General features: G+C 66.7%; 16 protein-coding genes. 6 read left to right on the forward strand and 10 right to left on the reverse strand.

Translation table 11 applies throughout. From position 1 onward, the window contains the following. Window positions 1–70: 70 nt before the first annotated feature. From E1742_RS06645 to E1742_RS06660, 4 genes are all read right to left on the reverse strand, one after another. Window positions 71–1057: a beta-ketoacyl-ACP synthase III gene (locus E1742_RS06645; protein ID WP_134384102.1), complete on the reverse strand. Its 987-nt coding sequence runs from the start codon at window positions 1055–1057 to the stop codon at window positions 71–73. A gap of 6 nt (window positions 1058–1063) precedes the next feature. Further along, window positions 1064–2119 (reverse strand): phosphate acyltransferase PlsX, encoded by a 1056-nt coding sequence (gene plsX, locus E1742_RS06650; protein ID WP_134384103.1) that lies wholly within the window; start codon window positions 2117–2119, stop codon window positions 1064–1066. Between the two features lie 276 nt (window positions 2120–2395). Then, on the reverse strand, window positions 2396–2578 hold the full coding sequence (gene rpmF, locus E1742_RS06655) for a 50S ribosomal protein L32 (protein ID WP_028104096.1): 183 nt from the start codon (window positions 2576–2578) through the stop codon (window positions 2396–2398). 198 nt (window positions 2579–2776) lie between these two features. Continuing rightward, window positions 2777–3292 carry a YceD family protein gene (locus E1742_RS06660; protein ID WP_229466586.1) on the reverse strand — a complete coding sequence of 172 codons (516 nt, stop codon included), beginning with the start codon at window positions 3290–3292 and terminating at the stop codon, window positions 2777–2779. A gap of 231 nt (window positions 3293–3523) precedes the next feature. Here E1742_RS06660 and E1742_RS06665 point away from each other — a divergent pair, with 231 nt between their 5' ends. Then, a complete protein-coding gene (locus tag E1742_RS06665) occupies window positions 3524–4129 on the forward strand; it encodes a Maf-like protein (protein WP_134384104.1) in 606 nt (201 codons plus the stop codon). A 17-nt stretch (window positions 4130–4146) separates the two neighbouring features. Next, complete coding sequence (locus tag E1742_RS06670) at window positions 4147–4872, forward strand: SAM-dependent methyltransferase (RefSeq protein ID WP_134384105.1); 726 nt, start codon at window positions 4147–4149, stop codon at window positions 4870–4872. A gap of 68 nt (window positions 4873–4940) precedes the next feature. Here E1742_RS06670 and E1742_RS06675 read toward each other — a convergent pair whose 3' ends face one another. The 5 genes from E1742_RS06675 to E1742_RS06695 all read right to left on the reverse strand — a co-directional run bounded on the left by E1742_RS06675 (window position 4941) and on the right by E1742_RS06695 (window position 10912). After that, window positions 4941–6224, reverse strand: a complete 1284-nt coding sequence (locus tag E1742_RS06675; protein ID WP_134384106.1) for an EAL and HDOD domain-containing protein — start codon at window positions 6222–6224, stop codon at window positions 4941–4943. A 63-nt stretch (window positions 6225–6287) separates the two neighbouring features. Next, window positions 6288–7370: a 23S rRNA (adenine(2030)-N(6))-methyltransferase RlmJ gene (locus tag E1742_RS06680; RefSeq protein WP_134384107.1), complete on the reverse strand. Its 1083-nt coding sequence runs from the start codon at window positions 7368–7370 to the stop codon at window positions 6288–6290. A gap of 151 nt (window positions 7371–7521) precedes the next feature. Further along, window positions 7522–8820 carry an isocitrate lyase gene (gene aceA, locus E1742_RS06685; protein ID WP_134384108.1) on the reverse strand — a complete coding sequence of 433 codons (1299 nt, stop codon included), beginning with the start codon at window positions 8818–8820 and terminating at the stop codon, window positions 7522–7524. Window positions 8821–9151: 331 nt separating this feature from the next. After that, complete coding sequence (gene rraA, locus E1742_RS06690; protein WP_134384109.1) at window positions 9152–9649, reverse strand: ribonuclease E activity regulator RraA; 498 nt, start codon at window positions 9647–9649, stop codon at window positions 9152–9154. 33 nt (window positions 9650–9682) lie between these two features. Further along, window positions 9683–10912, reverse strand: coding sequence for an MFS transporter (locus tag E1742_RS06695; RefSeq protein WP_134384110.1), 1230 nt, complete (start codon window positions 10910–10912; stop codon window positions 9683–9685). 91 nt (window positions 10913–11003) lie between these two features. Here E1742_RS06695 and E1742_RS06700 point away from each other — a divergent pair, with 91 nt between their 5' ends. Continuing rightward, window positions 11004–11795 (forward strand): AraC family transcriptional regulator, encoded by a 792-nt coding sequence (locus tag E1742_RS06700; protein ID WP_134384111.1) that lies wholly within the window; start codon window positions 11004–11006, stop codon window positions 11793–11795. 20 nt (window positions 11796–11815) lie between these two features. Here E1742_RS06700 and E1742_RS06705 read toward each other — a convergent pair whose 3' ends face one another. Continuing rightward, complete coding sequence (locus E1742_RS06705; protein ID WP_166793440.1) at window positions 11816–13216, reverse strand: ATP-binding protein; 1401 nt, start codon at window positions 13214–13216, stop codon at window positions 11816–11818. Between the two features lie 156 nt (window positions 13217–13372). Here E1742_RS06705 and E1742_RS06710 point away from each other — a divergent pair, with 156 nt between their 5' ends. The 3 genes from E1742_RS06710 to E1742_RS06720 all read left to right on the forward strand — a co-directional run bounded on the left by E1742_RS06710 (window position 13373) and on the right by E1742_RS06720 (window position 16201). Next, window positions 13373–14494 (forward strand): aldehyde dehydrogenase family protein, encoded by a 1122-nt coding sequence (locus E1742_RS06710; RefSeq protein WP_134384113.1) that lies wholly within the window; start codon window positions 13373–13375, stop codon window positions 14492–14494. 114 nt (window positions 14495–14608) lie between these two features. Beyond that, window positions 14609–14977, forward strand: a complete 369-nt coding sequence (locus E1742_RS06715; RefSeq protein WP_134384114.1) for a hypothetical protein — start codon at window positions 14609–14611, stop codon at window positions 14975–14977. A gap of 66 nt (window positions 14978–15043) precedes the next feature. Further along, on the forward strand, window positions 15044–16201 hold the full coding sequence (locus E1742_RS06720) for an ATP-binding protein (protein ID WP_134384115.1): 1158 nt from the start codon (window positions 15044–15046) through the stop codon (window positions 16199–16201). The last annotated feature ends 7 nt before the right edge of the window (window positions 16202–16208 follow it).

Genomic DNA, 16208 nt, shown 5'->3' on the forward strand with positions numbered 1-16208 from the left:
GCCGCGCGCGCACCGCTTGTAGAGCACTAATTCTAAATCGGCGCGCATTGTACACCGCCGCCGGCGGCCGTTACATTCTGGCGAGCACGGCGCCCCACGTAAAGCCGCCGCCCACGCCTTCCATCATGACGACGTCGCCCGCCTTGACGCGGCCGTCGCGCACGGCGGCATCGAGCGCCAGCGGAATCGACGCGGCCGACGTGTTGCCATGCTGGTCGACGGTGACGACCATCTTTTCCACCGGCAGACCCAGCTTCTTGGCCGTGCCTTTCATGATGCGGATATTGGCCTGGTGCGGAATCAGCCAGTCGATCTGGTCGGACGTCATGCCGGCCTGCTCCAGCGCCTCGTTGGCCACCTGCTCCAGCACGGTAACGGCCAGCTTGAAGACAGCCTGGCCGTCCATGTACAGGAACGCGCTGCCGGCGACCGCGCCGCCGGCCACGTTGCCGGGCACGGACAGGATGTCGGAATGGCGGCCGTCCGCATGCAGCTTGCAGGCCAGGATGCCAGGCTCCTGCGCAGCCGTCATGACGATGGCGCCGGCGCCGTCGCCGAACAGCACGCACGTGGTGCGGTCTTCGAAATTGAGGATGCGGGAGAACACTTCCGTGCCGATCACCAGCACGTTCTTGTGCATGCCCGACTTGATGAAGCTGTCGGCCGACGCGACGGCGTAGACGAAGCCGCTGCAGACGGCCTGTACGTCGACGGCGGCGCTGGTGTTGGTCATGCCCAGCTTGCGCTGCACGATGCAGGCCGTGCTGGGGAAGCTGCCGAAGAAATCGGGGGTGGAGCTGGCGACGATGATCAGGTCGATATCGTCCGGCGCCAGGCCGGCCATCTCCAGCGCGCGCTGGGCCGCGGCCACGCCCAGGTCGGACGACACCTGTTCCGGCGCCGCGTAGTGGCGCGCCTTGATGCCGCTGCGGGACGAGATCCACTCGTCCGACGTCTCGATACCCTTGGCCGCCAGCTGCGCCGTCAGGTCGTCGTTGGTGACGCGCCGTTCAGGCAGGTAGCTGCCGGTACCGATTATTTTGCTGTACAAAGTCATGCAGTCTCATCCGATATTCGTTGCGTTCGGTTGTGGTTCGCGCGGCATCAGCTCGGCGATCATGTCGGCCAGCTGCTGTTGCACGTCGTTTTTGGCAGCATCATACGCCCTCCGGATGGCCCACTCGAAAGCTTCGACATCGGCGCTGCCATGGCTCTTGAAGACCAGTCCGCGCAGGCCCAGCAGGCTGGCGCCGTTGTAGCGGGCGGGGTTGAGGCGTTTGCCGATGCGCTTCAGGGCGCTGCGGGCGATCAGCGCGCCCAGCATCGTCAGCGGCGTGCGCTTGAATTCGGCCGTCAGCACCATCTTGAAATAGCGCGCCAGGCCTTCGATGGCCTTGAGCGTGACGTTACCGACAAAGCCGTCGCAGACGACAACGTCGGTGGTGCCCTTGAAGATATCGTTGCCTTCCACATTGCCGTAAAAGTTCAGCTTGCCGCGCTCATGGTCGTCGCGCAGCAGTTGCGACGTGGCCTTCACCACCTCGTTGCCCTTGATGTCCTCCGTGCCCACGTTGAGCAGGCCGATGGTGGGACGGGCGATGCCCTCCATCGCATGCACCAGTACGGAACCCATGATGGCGAACTGGTGCAGGTGATGCGGTTCGCAGTCGACGTTGGCGCCCAGGTCCATCACATAGGTGGGGCCATCGTTCTGGTTCGGCATGATGGTGCAGATGGCAGGACGGTCGACGCCGGCCATCGTCTTGAGCACGTAGCGTGACACGGCCATCAGCGCACCCGTATTGCCGGCCGAGACGCAGGCGTGCGCCTTGCCGTCCTTGACCTGCTCGATGGCCACGCGCATCGACGAGTCCTTCTTGCGGCGCAGTGCCACTTCAAGCGGGTCGTCCATCGTCACCTGTTCGGACGCATGCAGCACGGACAGGCGCGGATGCGCCTCGGCGTGGTGCCGCTTCAGTTCGGCACGCAGCACGTCCTCGAGACCGACAAGCGTCAGCTCGGCATCGGTTTCGCGTTTGAGGAAAGAGATTGCGGCAGGAATGGTGACAGACGGGCCGTGGTCTCCGCCCATGCAGTCGATTGAAATTTTGATTGTCATTGCGGGCAAGAAGCAATTCCGGCGCATGCGCCGGAGCCTGCGGTATTCAGTTGCAAGACGTCGTCAATCCTGCCGCGCTTCGCATGCGTGGCCCGCAATCGCCGCCGTATCGATATACGACCGCATCGCCCGGGCACCGCTGCCGCAGCTCGCGACGGTTGTCCGACATCCTGTTACATGCCGCCGCACCAAGCAGCGGAGGAAAAGAAAAAGCGGCGCCACGTCAGATACTCTGCGTTGCACCGCTTTTGGTCTTTCGCCAGACTAAAAACGAAATTACTCGTCGTTTTTGGTCTTCAGCACTTTGCGACCACGATAGAAGCCGTTCGGGCTGATGTGGTGACGCAGGTGGGTTTCGCCCGTGGTTGGCTCGACGGCCAGGTTAGGGGCAACCAGGAAATCGTGCGAACGGTGCATACCGCGCTTCGAAGGGGATTTTTTATTCTGCTGAACTGCCATGATGACTCCTAATACTTGAACTTAAGTTCTAAAATTTTAACACAACCGACCCGCAAATACATGCAAATCGAGTATCCCAGCGGCAATCGCTTGCCGTACCGTGACTGCCTGCTGCTCAACTACAAAATGCCAATACTGCAGCGCGCTTGGCACGTACTTCACTGCCTGCCGCAACTGCACGGAGGCGGTACTGCAAAACTATGATTTTTTCAGCTCTTTCAGAGCGTCGAATGGCGATTTCTTCTCGCTTTTCACCGCATCGAGCAGCGCCGTATCGGGGCAGACATCGTGCTTCGGTGCTTGCGGCAAGGCCAGCAGGGCCTCGTCTTCAATCAGGTCCATCAGGTTCATGGAACGGGTGCCGACGATGACGTCGATCGTTTCGTCGTCGACGATCTCTTCGATCTCGTCGGCGTGGGCATCGCTCTCGCCCAGCATCAGCGTCGTCGCGGAGTCGATCTCGTACGCGAACGGCTGCAGGCAGCGCTGGCAGACCAGCTGCACGGTACCGGCAACGGCCATGCGCATCTGCGGGTAGCCCTGCTTGCTCGTGCTGCCGACGGCGCGCCAGGTAATGGCGCCGGACGTATCGGCACAGTCGCGCACCAGGCGCGTCATTTCAGCCACCGGCGTCACGCCTTCACGCGTGCTGCTGGTCCGACAGAACTCGAAGGCGTCGATCATCACAGCGGCAGGAGCGGCAGGGGCGGTCATTGGCTAAAATTTCCCTTGAAAACCTGCGATAATAACAGGGTTTTCGGGGCCACGTCAAAGGCTCCGGGCCAATTTCGGGCGATTCCGGGGATAATTCACCGGCCGCATGCTCTGGCGTTGCGAAAGCGCCGCGGTTACACTGCGACCGCACCGCATCCGGTTGCCGTGCCCACAAAAACACGGCGCACAGAGCATATAACAATTCGTGCCCCGTCGCCAGAAAAACTTTCCATGAACCCAACGCCTGCGTCCTCCACTCCCCTGATCCTGGCCAGCAGCTCCGCCTACCGGCGCGAACTGCTGGGCCGCCTGCACCTGCCGTTTACCGTGGACGTGCCCGATATCGACGAAACGCCCCTGCCCGGCGAAACGCCGGCCGCCACGGCATCGCGGCTGGCCCGCGCCAAGGCCGCGGCCGTGGCCGCGCGCCATCCTGGCAGTCTCGTCATCGGCTCCGACCAGGTCGCGACGCTGGACGACGCCCAGATCGGCAAGCCCGGTACCCACGCGGCGGCGCTGGCGCAGTTGCAGACGATGCGCGGCCGCGAGGTCGTCTTCCACACGGCGCTGTGCCTGTACGACGGGCGCAATGGCAGCTCGCAACTGGAAGACATCTGGACGATCGTGAAGTTCCGCGACCTGCCGGATGCCGAACTGGATGCCTACCTGCGCATCGAGCAGCCCTACGACTGCGCCGGCAGCGCCAAGAACGAAGGGCTCGGCATCGCCATCCTGGAACGCATCGACTCGACCGACCCGACCGCGCTGACGGGCCTGCCGCTGATCGCGCTGACGGGGATGCTGCGCCGGGCCGGCGTCACCTTTTTCAATCTGTAAGAAAGAACAACAACAATATGCCAGGCACGCTTTACCTGATTCCCAACACGCTGGGCGAGACCGTCTCGCTCGATCACGTCATCCCCACCCACGTCCAGGCCACAACGGCGGGGCTGACGCACTTCGTTGCCGAGAACGCCAAGACGGCGCGGGCGTTCCTGAAACTGATCAATGCCGCGCACCCGCTGGCCGCGCCGCTGCAGGAGATCGCCATCGCGGAACTGAACGTCAATACAAGGGCGGAAGCGCTGGCCGGGCTGCTGGCGCCGCTGCGTGACGGACACGACGTGGGTCTGCTGTCCGAAGCGGGCGTGCCGGCCGTGGCCGACCCCGGTGCCGACCTCGTGCGCCTGGCGCACAAGGAAGGCATCCCCGTACGTCCACTGGTGGGGCCGTCGTCGCTGCTGCTGGCCGTCATGGCAAGCGGCCTGAACGGCCAGAGCTTCGCCTTCAACGGCTACCTGCCCACGGACGCGGCGGCGCGCACCAAGCGCATCCGCGAGCTGGAAACACGCTCGCGCCAGGAAAAGCAGACGCAGCTGTTTATCGAGACACCCTACCGCAACGGCCAGATGCTGGAAGCCCTCGTGGCCGCCTGCCAGCCGGGCACGCTGATCTGCGTGGCGACCGACATCAGCCTGGCAAGCGAAACCATCCACACGCAGACGGCGGCGCAGTGGAAGAGCGCGACCGCGCCGGATTTCCACAAGAAACCCACGGTGTTCCTGCTGCTGGCACAGTAAGCCAATCACTGCCGAGCCCGTGCCTACGATGGGACGCACCCCGCCAAGGACACGGGCCGGCCATGGGCTTAGCGCTGCGGCTCTTCGTTGACACCCAGCCGATACTCGTTGACCCACTCGAACGCCGCCAGCTGGCACGCATACAGCTCCTTTGGCGTCAGCCTGAGCTTGTGCAGCAGCGCCGTCAGCTCCGGCCCGTCCTGGGCGCGTTCGATCATTTCAATCAGCCGCAAGGTGTCGCCATACTGGCCGCCGCGGTGCAGCAGTGCGTCGCGCACTTCATCGAGCACATTGACGCTGCCGAGGATTTCGGCCATGCCGACGGAAAACAGTGTATCCATCAGCGACATGATGCCAACCGTAAAACCGATGTCCGCGCTGATGCGCTCGCTCGGTTGCAGCCTCTCCAGCAGCAGCTCCATTGTCTTGCCGCGCGTGGTGGCCAGTTGCAGCAGCGGCGTGTCGTACTGCTGGCCTTTCACGTACAGCAGGATCTGCAGCCAGCGCTGCAGTTGCCGGCGGCCCAGCACGATCAGCGCGTGCGCCACCGAGTTGATGCGAAAGCGCGCGCCGACGGCGGGCGTGTTCACCAGGCGCAGCAGGTTCAGCGTGATCAGCGGGTCGAGCTTGACGCTGCGCTCGATGTCGCGCTGTTCCGCGTCGCCCGACAGCAGGTCCAGCAGGTGCATGATCGCCAGCTGCGACGGCGCGATCTTCTTGCCGGACAGGATGACGGGACGGGCAAAATAGTAGCCCTGGAAGTATTCGAACCCCAGCTCCATGCAGTGCTGGAATTCCTCGTGCGTCTCGACCTTTTCGGCCAGCAGCTTCTGGTTGGGGCTCTTCAGCGAGCGCGTCAGCGTGGCCAGCGTCTCGCGCGACATCTGCTTGATGTCGATCTTGATGACATCCATCAGCGGCTGCAGCTTGCGCAGGCTTTCCGACGAACCGGCCACGTCGTCCAGCGCGAACTTGAAGCCGGCCTGGCGCAGTTCGGCCAGCCGGGCCAGCACGTCCGGCGTTGCTTCCACCGTCTCCAGCACTTCCAGGATGACCTTGTTGTTCGGCAGGAAGCGGATGAAGTCGCTCATCAGCCCTTGCGTGTCGACATTGACATAGGCCAGCTGGTCGCCCACGACCTGCTCCATCCCCAGCTCGGACGCATGGGCGATGACGGCGGCCGTCGCGGCCATGCCATTCGTGATCTCCGCGCCGTCGCATTCCGCGTTCCGGTACAGCAGCTCGTAGGCGACCAGCCGTTGATTGCGGTTGAGGATAGGCTGCCGCGCCAGGAAGAAGTTATTGGCGAACGGCATGGGAACGGTGGACTCCGGGCGTGCTGCCAAGGTCATGAGGCTTACCTGCTAAGAAACAATCCTGTAGCGTACCGCGCCGTGGCAATCCTGGCAACGTCTTTATGGCTTCTTCCCGCCTGGCGTGCGGCTGCCAGGCCCGCGGGCAGGCCCGGCTCCGCCGGCCGTCGGTCGGCCGCTGGCCGGGCGCGCCACGGAGGCACGGGCGATCGGCGGACGGCGCCCTGGCAGTCCGAGCGAGCCGCCGACAGGCGCGGTACGCGGTTCCGTCGTGCGCGCCGCCGGCTTGCGCGGTGTGGCGGCATCGCCACTTTCCAGCGTAAACGCCGCGCCCTTGTCGCGCCCCAGCACCTGCACCAGATACGGCATGACTTCCTTCAGCACGGGCTCCAGCGTGTAGGGCGGATTCAGAATGAACATGCCGCTGCTGTGCAGGCCGAAGCCGTCCGGGCCTGGGGTGGACACGGTCAGCGTGACGTTCAGCCAGCTGGCCGCCGGCAGGTTCTTCAGTTTTTCGCCGAAGTTGCGCGCCTCGATGCGCTGCAGCACGGGATACCAGATGGCGTAGATGCCCGACGGGAAGCGCTTCAGCGCATCGCCCAGCATGTCCGCGACCTTCTTGTAGTCCTGTTTGTCCTCGTACGGCGGATCGCACAGCACCAGCGCGCGGCGCGACGGCGGCGGCAGCAAGGCGCGCACGCCCAGGAAGCCGTCGGCCTTGTTGACGATGACGCGCTTGCCGCGCGTCGTGGGACGGTGGCCCTGCGCCGCCTGGTGCGCTTCCAGCTTGCGGAAGTTTTCGTCCAGCAGGCGCACGTCGGCCGGATGCAGCTCGAACAGCCGGATGCGGTCCATCTCGCGCGCCACCTGCTCGGCGACGTACGGCGAGCCGGGGTAGTAGCGCATCTTGCCGCTGGGGTTCATCGCCTTGACCAGGTTCACGTATTCCGCCAGCGCGGGCGGCAGGTCGGTGCGCTCCCACAGCGGGCCGATGCCGGTATCGAACTCGGAGTTCTTGGTGGCCTGCGCGCTGTCGAGCGAATACACGCCGGCACCGGCATGGGTGTCGATATAGCTGTAAGCGACGTCCTTCTGATTCAGGTATTGCAGCAGCTGGATCTGCACGAAGTGCTTGAGGACATCGGCGTGATTGCCGGCATGGAAGGCGTGGCGGTAACTGAACATGGTCTGCTTTTCGGTGATTCGAGGCGCCATTATCCCAGAAACAAGCCCGGGACCGAAAACGAAGCTGGAGAGCCATAAAAAAGCCGCGGCTTGTGGCCGCGGCTCGGGAGGCGGCCGCGATCCGGCCGCCGGTGCATGAACGTTGAATGGCTTACGCGACTTTCTTCGAATCGAAGAACTGTTCGTCCTCGGTGGAGCCGTGCAGCGCCGTCGTGGAGCTCTGGCCCTGCTGGATGGTCTGCGTCACCGCGTCGAAGTAGCCCGTGCCCACTTCGCGCTGGTGCTTGACGGCCGTGAAGCCCTTGTCGGCCGCGGCGAATTCCGCCTCCTGCAGCTCGACGAAGGCCGACATCTGGCGGCGCGCATAGCCGTGCGCCAGGTTGAACATGCCGTAGTTCAGCGCGTGGAAACCGGCCAGCGTGATGAACTGGAACTTGTAGCCCATCGCGCCCAGTTCTTTCTGGAACTTGGCGATCGTCGCGTCGTCCAGGTTCTTCTTCCAGTTGAACGATGGCGAGCAGTTATAGGCCAGCATCTTGCCGGGGAATTTCGCGTGGACGGCGTCGGCGAACTGGCGGGCGAACGCCAGGTCCGGCTTGCCCGTCTCGCACCACACCAGATCCGCGTACGGTGCGTAGGCCAGCGCGCGGGAGATTGCCTGGTCGATGCCCGGACGGACTTTATAGAAGCCTTCCACGGTGCGCTCGCCCGTGCAGAATTCACGGTCGTTGTCGTCCACGTCGGACGTCAGCAGGTCGGCCGCTTCCGCGTCGGTGCGGGCGATCACCAGCGTCGGGGTGCCCATCACGTCGGCCGCCAGGCGCGCAGCCTGCAGTTTTTCCACGGCTTCACGGGTCGGCACCAGCACCTTGCCGCCCATGTGGCCGCACTTCTTGACGGAAGCCAGCTGGTCTTCGAAGTGCACGCCGGCCGCGCCGGCGTCGATCATCGACTTCATCAGCTCGAACGCGTTCAGCACGCCGCCGAAACCTGCTTCCGCATCCGCCACGATGGGCGCGAAGTAATCGATGTCGTCCTTGCCCTCGGACCACTGGATCTGGTCGGCGCGCTGGAACGTGTTGTTGATGCGCTTGACGACCATCGGCACGGAATTGGCCGGGTACAGCGACTGGTCCGGGTACATTTCACCGGCCAGGTTGGCGTCGCCGGCGACCTGCCAGCCGGACAGGTAGATGGCTTTCAGGCCAGCCTTCACCTGCTGCATGGCCTGGTTGCCCGTCAGGGCGCCCAGCGCGTTGACGAACGGTTCGTTGTTGACAAGGTCCCACAGCTTTTCGGCGCCGCGCTTGGCCAGCGTATGCTCGATCTGGAGGGAACCGCGCAGACGCACGACGTCTTCTGCCGTGTAGGTGCGGGTAACGCCCTTCCAGCGCGGGTTGGTATCCCAATCCTGTTGCAGGGCTGCGATTTGCTGTTCACGAGTTGCCATGATGTTCTCCTGTTTGTAGGCCGAATGTAGACCGAAAAGTTTCAGACGAAATGCGATTCCGTTAGACACATCATAAGCCTCGTTGCGCACTGCAGCACAGGTCTTATATAAGACATAGGAGCACTTTTTTATCGTTACGCATCAATTACTTGCATCTTACTTTTCATGATACGGCACGAAATTTCTCCTTTTGAAAAAGGTGGACAGCGTAAAATTGCGGCGCATTCCAGATAGTGAAACGTCCATCCCGCAGCATGAAATCGGCGCAAAAAAAATAATGCCCCACCAGGCGGGGCATTGGATTGCGCAAGCGCAGCAGTTCTCCAGAGCACTACGTCAGACGGCGCTTGCAGACCAGGATACCGTCGGCATCCGCATACACCCAGTCACCCGGGGCCACGGTCACGCCGGCAATCTGGACGCGGATGTCGCGCTCGCCCGCCCCGGTGCGGGCGCTGCGCCGCGGCATCGCGGCCAGGGCGCGGATGCCGACATCGCACGCATCCAGCTCTTCGGTGTCGCGCACGCAGCCATCGACGACGATGCCGGCCCAGCCATTGTTCTGCGCCAGCAGCGCCAGCTGGCCGCCCACCAGCGCGCGGCGCAGGCTGCCGCCGCCGTCAATGACGAGCACACGGCCCTCGCCCGGCGTTTCCAGTGTGGCGCGTACGAGGGCGTTGTCCTCGAACACTTTCAGCGTGACGGCCGCACCGGCGAACCGGACCCGCAGGCCAAAATGACGGAACACGGGCGGCAGCACGGCCAGGCTGCCATCCTCCAGCAGGTCCGGGTGATCGTCGCACAGGTCCGTTGTCGCAAAAGCGCTCATGGTCTTCTTTCGATGGTTGGGATGCCGGCGATTCTATGCACTTTTCAGCGCCACCGCGCGATTGTTGCCGCCCACGCCCATGGCCGTGCCGATCGCCAGCAGCTGGAACAGCGCCACGCCCATGAACAGCCAGCCCGGGTGGCCCGCATCCATTACGGCACCGAACAGCAGCGGTCCCACCGACAGGCCCGTATCGAGACCGGAATAGACGACGCCGTAGACGCGTCCCGTGGCGCCCTGCGGCGCGGCAGCGCGGATCATCAGGTCGCGCGACGGACCGGCCACGCCGGAACAGAAGCCGATCAGCGCCATCAGCGGCAGCGCCGTCCAGCCCGGCAGGAACGCCCCGCCCAGGATGACGGCGAGCAGCGCGGCGACAGCGAACGACAGCGCGATGATGCGGTCGTGGTGCGTCGACCCGGCGCCCAGGAAGCCGCCAACGACCATCCCGCCGGCCGACGCCAGCATGTACGCCGTGTACGAACTGGTGGCCAGCTGGTGCGTGATGTCGTACAGCTGCACCAGTCCGATGGCGGCAAACGCCTGGATGCCGCCCAGCGCCACGGCTGTCAGGAAGAAGAACGCAAAGCACATCCAGACGGTAGGCAAGCGCAGGAAGCCGAACGTGCCGCCGCCCTGCCCGCCCGTCGTCGCCGCGACGGCGGGCGGGTTGGCGTACAAGGCGGCGCGGTTGACGAACAGCACCGCCAGCACCGTGAACGGCAGCACGGCCGCGCAAGCGAGCGCGGTGCGCCAGTCGGCCAGGGCCGCGACGGTGGTCATGAACACGGGCGCGGCGGCCCAGCCGAGATTGCCGCTGATGCCGTGCACGGAAAAGCCGTGCGCCAGCCTGGCCCGCGATACGCGCTGATTGAGCAGCGTGTAGTCGGCCGGATGGAAAATGCTGTTGCCGACGCCGGCGATCAGCGCGCCGCCCAGCAGCGCAGGGTAGCTGCCGGCAACGGACAGGATCAGCGCGGAGACGCCCAGCATCGTGATGCCGAAGAACAGCACGCGCAGCGCGCCGACGCGGTCGACAACGAAGCCGGCCAGTGCCTGACCGATGCCCGAGACGACGAAAAACAGCGTCATCAGGAGGCCCAGCTGGGCGTAGCTGAGGCCGAAATCGTCCTTCAGCCACGGGAACAGGGCAGCCAGGATCAGGTGATAGAAGTGCGAGGTGCCGTGGGCCATGCCGACCAGACCGATGACGCGGGCATCCTGGCGCAGCGTGCCGGCCGGTGTGCCGGGGGAAATGCTCATTGACGTTTCCTTTGCAAAACGCCAGTGTAGTCAAACCTGCCGCGTCTGTTTTAAGATGGCATGACAACTATTGTCGAATTTACGCCAACCCATGACCGTGACGATCGTCCGCCATACCCGGCCGCTGGCCGACGGCAACACCCCGACCGAGCGCCTGCCGGTGACGATGTGCGCGCGCGACCTCGTCGCCACGCAGAACCTGGCGCCGCACCGCCATCCGTGGGGCCAGCTGACCTATGCGCTGGACGGTGTGCTGCGCGTGACGGCGGCCGACAGCACGTGGATCGTGCCGCAGTCGCGCGCCATCTGGATCGCGCCCGGCGTCGAGCATGCGGTGACGGTGCTGGAGCAGGCCCGCCTGCGCCCGCTGCGCATCCTGGCCGCGCGCAATCCCTTCCCCGGCGCCGATTGCCGCGTGCTGGAGGTATCCGGGCTGCTGCGCGAACTGCTGGCGGCGCTGGAACAGCTGCCGCCCGGCGCGACGGAAGCGCGGGCCGACCTGGTGGCCAACCTGATTCTGGACGAGATGAGCCGCTGCGCCACCCGCCCGATCCGCGTGCCGCTGCCGCGCGACAAGCGGCTGGCGGCCCTGTGCGCCGCGCTGATCGACGACCCCGCCGCGCCGCACACGCTGGCCCAGTGGGCCGGCCGCGTGGGCGCTTCCGAACGCACGCTGGCGCGGCTGTTCGAACGCGAGCTGGGCATGCGCTTCGGCCAGTGGCGCCAGCAGGTACGCCTGGCCCATGCCGCGCCTCTGATTGCCCGCGGCATGCCGCTGGGCCATGTCGCCGAGCAGCTGGGCTATGCCAGCCAGTCGGCGTTTTCGCAGATGTTCAGGAAGACGTTCGGCAGCTCGCCCTCGGCATTCTTTGCCGGCCGGTAAACGGCCGGGCCCCACGCTCTCTACTGCGCCAGCTCCCAGGCCAGCGCGGCGCGCGCCGCGCCGGGCTCCTCCCCGCTGGCCTGCAGCTTTTCCAGCGCGTAGCTGCGGGTCGTGCGCAGCAGGCGGTACTGGACGGTGGCGTGCGCCGGCTCGATGCCGATCAGCGACTTCGCCGTCAGGTTGGCGATCCGCTCGGCCACAGCCGCCGCCGGCAAGTCCGTCCCCTGGCCGACGGCCACGGCCGCCTCCAGCGTAAAACCGCCGCCGAACACAGCGAGCCGGCGTAACACGGCCTGCTCGCTGTGCGTCAACAGGTCGTAACTCCAGTCCAGCGTGGCGCGCAGCGTCTGGTGGCGCGGCAGCGCCGTGCGGCGCCCGCGCGTCAGCACGGCAAAGCAGTCCGACAGGCGCAGCGCCAGTTCGTGCACGCCGAAAAAGGCGGCGCGGCCGGCGGCCAGCTCCAGCGCCAGCGGGATGCCGTCCAGCCGGCGGCAGATGTCGGCCACGGCGGCGGCGTTACCCGCATCGATAGCAAAAGCGCCGCCGTCGGCCCCGGCGCGCTCGGCAAACAGCTGTACGGAAGGGTAAGCGGCCAGTTGCGCCGGTACCGGCACGTCGTCGGCCGGCGGCAGCGCCAGCGGCGCCAGGCGATACACCCATTCGCCTTCGGCCCGCAACGGTTCGCGGCTGGTCGCCAGGATGTGTACCCGCGGCGCTTCCAGCAGGAGGCGCTCTGCCAGCGCCGCCACCGCGTCCACCAGGTGTTCGCAGCCGTCCAGCACGAGCAGCGCGCGGTGCGGCCGCAGCCAGTGTCCCGGATTCGCGTCGGCGGCAAGGCCCAGCAGCCTGGCCACCGTTGCCGACAGCTGCGCCGGCGCCATCACGCCGGCCAGGTCGGCGCAATATACGGCGCCATCGAAGACTGCCGCCACGCGGGCCGCCACCGCCAGCGCGACGACGCTCTTGCCCATGCCGCCGGGGCCGACGATCGTCAGCAGCCGCTGTGCCGGCACCTGCGCGGCCAGTTGCGCCAGCACGGCATCGCGGCCGGTCAGGCGCTGGAGCGGCAGGGCCGCCGCCAGGTCCGTGAGGGGCTGCGCCACGGCGGGCATGCGCAGCGGCGCGACAAAGCAGTAGCCGCGCCCTACGACGTTCTCGACATACGGCTGGTCGTCCCCCAGCGCCTTGCGCAGCGCGCCCACGTGCACGCGCAGGTTGCCTTCTTCGACCACCGTGTGCGGCCAGACGCGGGCAATCAGCTCGTCCTTGCCGACGACCGCGCCGGCCCTCTCCACCAGCGCCAGCAACAGGTCGAACGCACGGCCGCTGAGGCGCACTGGCCGGTCCTGCCGGTACAGCGTGCGCGCCTGGGGCACCAGGCGGAACTCACCGAACACGACCTCGGCTCCCGCCGCCGGCATGCCTGTCCCGCCTCCTGCCGCTGCCTCACCGTCCCTCTGCCGCATTGCCTGGTTACCTCGAAAACCATATTGATTTTCCGACCAGCAGATTCTAACGTAACGGCAGCGGGAATTAACCACTATTTACAGTAGCCGGCTGACTGCCTGAAAGGGGTAATGAACTCTACAACGTGTAACCGGCTCCCGGACGGCGCGGCAGCTCCGCGCGCGGCTGCCGCTGCCGCGCTGCCGTTCGCCCAGGCCAGCCACGGCCGGCGCGCGGGCCTGATCGATGCCATCGGCGGCGCACTGGATGGGGTGCGCCCGCACCTGCCGGGCCTCGTCGCGGCGGATGCGGGCATCGGCACCGACGCGGCCTTGCGCCAGCACGACACCTTGCGCAACTGGCTGCGCATGCTGTCCGACGCCCTGCGCCGCGCCGAAGTGGCGGCACTGGCCCCATCGGCCGACGCGGTGCGCACCGTGCCCCTCGGCCCCGTCGCGGCCGTGGGCACGCATGCCACGGCTTACGGCCTGACAGGTGTGCACGTGATGGCGGCACTTGCCGCCGGCTGCCCCGTGCTCGCCGCCAGCAGCACGGTGGGCCACAGCGGCGTCGTGCTGGCGGGCCTGGTCGACGGCGCGCTGGCATCGTGCGGCCTGCCGAAGGCTGCGTTTACGCTGGTGCCAGGCAACGCCGCGGCCGCCACCACCCTGCTGGGCCACCACGCGCTGCGCGCCGCCATCAGCCGTGACGGCCGCATCCCGGCCAGCGAGCGTGGCCGGCTGCCGCTGCTGGACGAAACGGATGCACGCGAGGCTGCGTTCATCTTGCCGGGGGCGCTGAACGGCCGGGCCGAGCACCTCGGCGCGCTGCTGCTGGCACACGGCGGGCCGGGCATGCTGGTGGCTGCCGTGAACGGCAACGGCTTCGTCGACCTGCGCGAAATTTTGGCCGACGCGGGCCGGTTCGACGAGATCGCCGCCAGCGCCGTCATCGGCCAGCCAGGCCGCGCGCGGTACAACGGGGCCGGCCTGCTGGTGCGCTGCGCCAACTGCGCCGAGCTGCCGGCGCTGGCCGGCGTGCTCGAACCGGTGTCGTGCGCCAGCCTGCACCTGGCGCCGGCGGACGCCGCGCTGGCCGCCGGGCTGCTGCCGGCCGTGGAGCTGATGGCGCGCCACGTGCACATCAACCGCTTCGGCGGGGCGCTGCTGCCTACGCCCGCCGGCGCCATCGACGCCATCGGCCGCTTCCGGCGCCCGGTGTTCCATCACGCCGCAGGGTGCCACTGGTGCTGAGCTCCTGTGCTGTCTGCGCCGTTGCTACGTTTACAACGCTTAACAACGATTTATTCGCAAGCGACGCCACCCACTCACTACAATCATGCCACCCGCTACCACCAAGAGCCGCCGATGACCCAGACCCCGTCACAGCGCCGCGCCGAAAAGGTCGGTGTCGCCCAGATCCGCATCCGCCAGCAGGCCGCCAGCAGCACGGCGGTGCTGGGTTCCTTCATTGCCGCCGACAAGCTGCTCAAGGCCTGGGCCAGCGACATGCGCGACTACTTCGAATGCGAATTCGAGATCCGCTACCTCGACGGCAGCCGCCTCTCCGGCCTGTATCCGATGTGGCAGAAGTCCACCACGCGCCAGTCGCTGGGCGCCTACGTGCGCCGCGTGGTCGAGGAGGTAAACGGCCTGTCCGCCTTCCGCTTCGCCGCCGAGACGGGGCCCGACCGCTTCCTGGAGCGCTATGAAGTGGAGGACTTCGCGGAAGCCTGACGGCCATCTGTCAGATTGCCGTAATAATCGTTTGCTAACATCGGGCCTCGCCATGACGAGACCTCTATGACACTGCCAGCCAACGAGTGGGCGGATTCCTGCGTCTGTTTCGGCCCGTTCCGCCTGTATCCCCAGCAGCGCGTGCTGCTCGAACACGGCCAGCCCGTGCGACTGGGCTCGCGCGCCTTCGACATCCTGGCCACGCTGATCGCACACGCGGGCACCACGGTGGCCAAGTCCGACCTGCTGGCGCGCGTCTGGCCCGACACGGTGGTCGAGGAAGCCAACCTGCGCGTGCACGTGGCCGCGCTGCGCAAGGCTCTGCGCGATGGCGCCGGCCGGCGCTATATCGACAGCGTGGCCGGCCGCGGCTATACCTTCGTCGCGCCCGTCACCGACGGCACGCCCGCCGAACCGGCTGCCACCTCGTCCACCACCTCGTGCTCCACTCTGCCAGGTTGCCCGGCGCCGCCTGCCGGTCCCCTGATCGGCCGCGCCGACGATGTCGCCGCCGTTGTGCGGCAGCTGACCACACACCGATTGGTGACACTGGTCGGCACCGGCGGGGTCGGCAAGACGGCGCTGGCGCTGACGGCGGCCCGTCAGGTGGCCGCGTGGATGCCCTGCTGCTGCGCCGACCTGGCGACGGCGGCCGATCCGGGCGCCGTGACCGCCGCGCTGGCGGCGGCCCTGGGACTGCCGCCCAGTCCGGAGCCGCTGGCGCCGCTGCTGGCCCGGCTGCGCGCGCATCCGCTGCTGCTGTTGCTGGACAATTGCGAACACGTCGTCGAGGCCGTCGCCGCGCTCGCCGAACGGCTGCTGCAGGAGGCGCCGCGGCTGAGCATCCTGGCCACCAGCCGCGAAGCGCTGCGTGCGGCGGACGAGCGCGTGATGCCGCTCGCGCCGCTCGACTGCCCGGGGCCGGAAACAAGCGGGGCCGCCCTCCTGGCCGCGCCGGCCGTGGCATTGTTCCTGTACCGGGCCGGCATCGACGCCGACGTCCTGAACGACGCGGACGCTGCCGCCGTCGCGCAGATCTGCCGCCGCGTGGACGGCATTCCGCTGGCGCTGGAACTGGCGGCGGGCCGCCTCGACCTGTTTCACGTGCGCGAACTGGCCGCGCGTCTGGACGACCCGCTTCATCTGCTCAAGGGGGACGCCGCACGGCACCGCCGCGGCACCGCTCATGGCGCGCGTCGCTGGCGTGGAGCTGGGCCACGCTGACGCCGGT

It is taken from the genome of Pseudoduganella plicata (assembly GCF_004421005.1).
Classification (GTDB): Bacteria; Pseudomonadota; Gammaproteobacteria; order Burkholderiales; family Burkholderiaceae_D; genus Rugamonas; species Rugamonas plicata.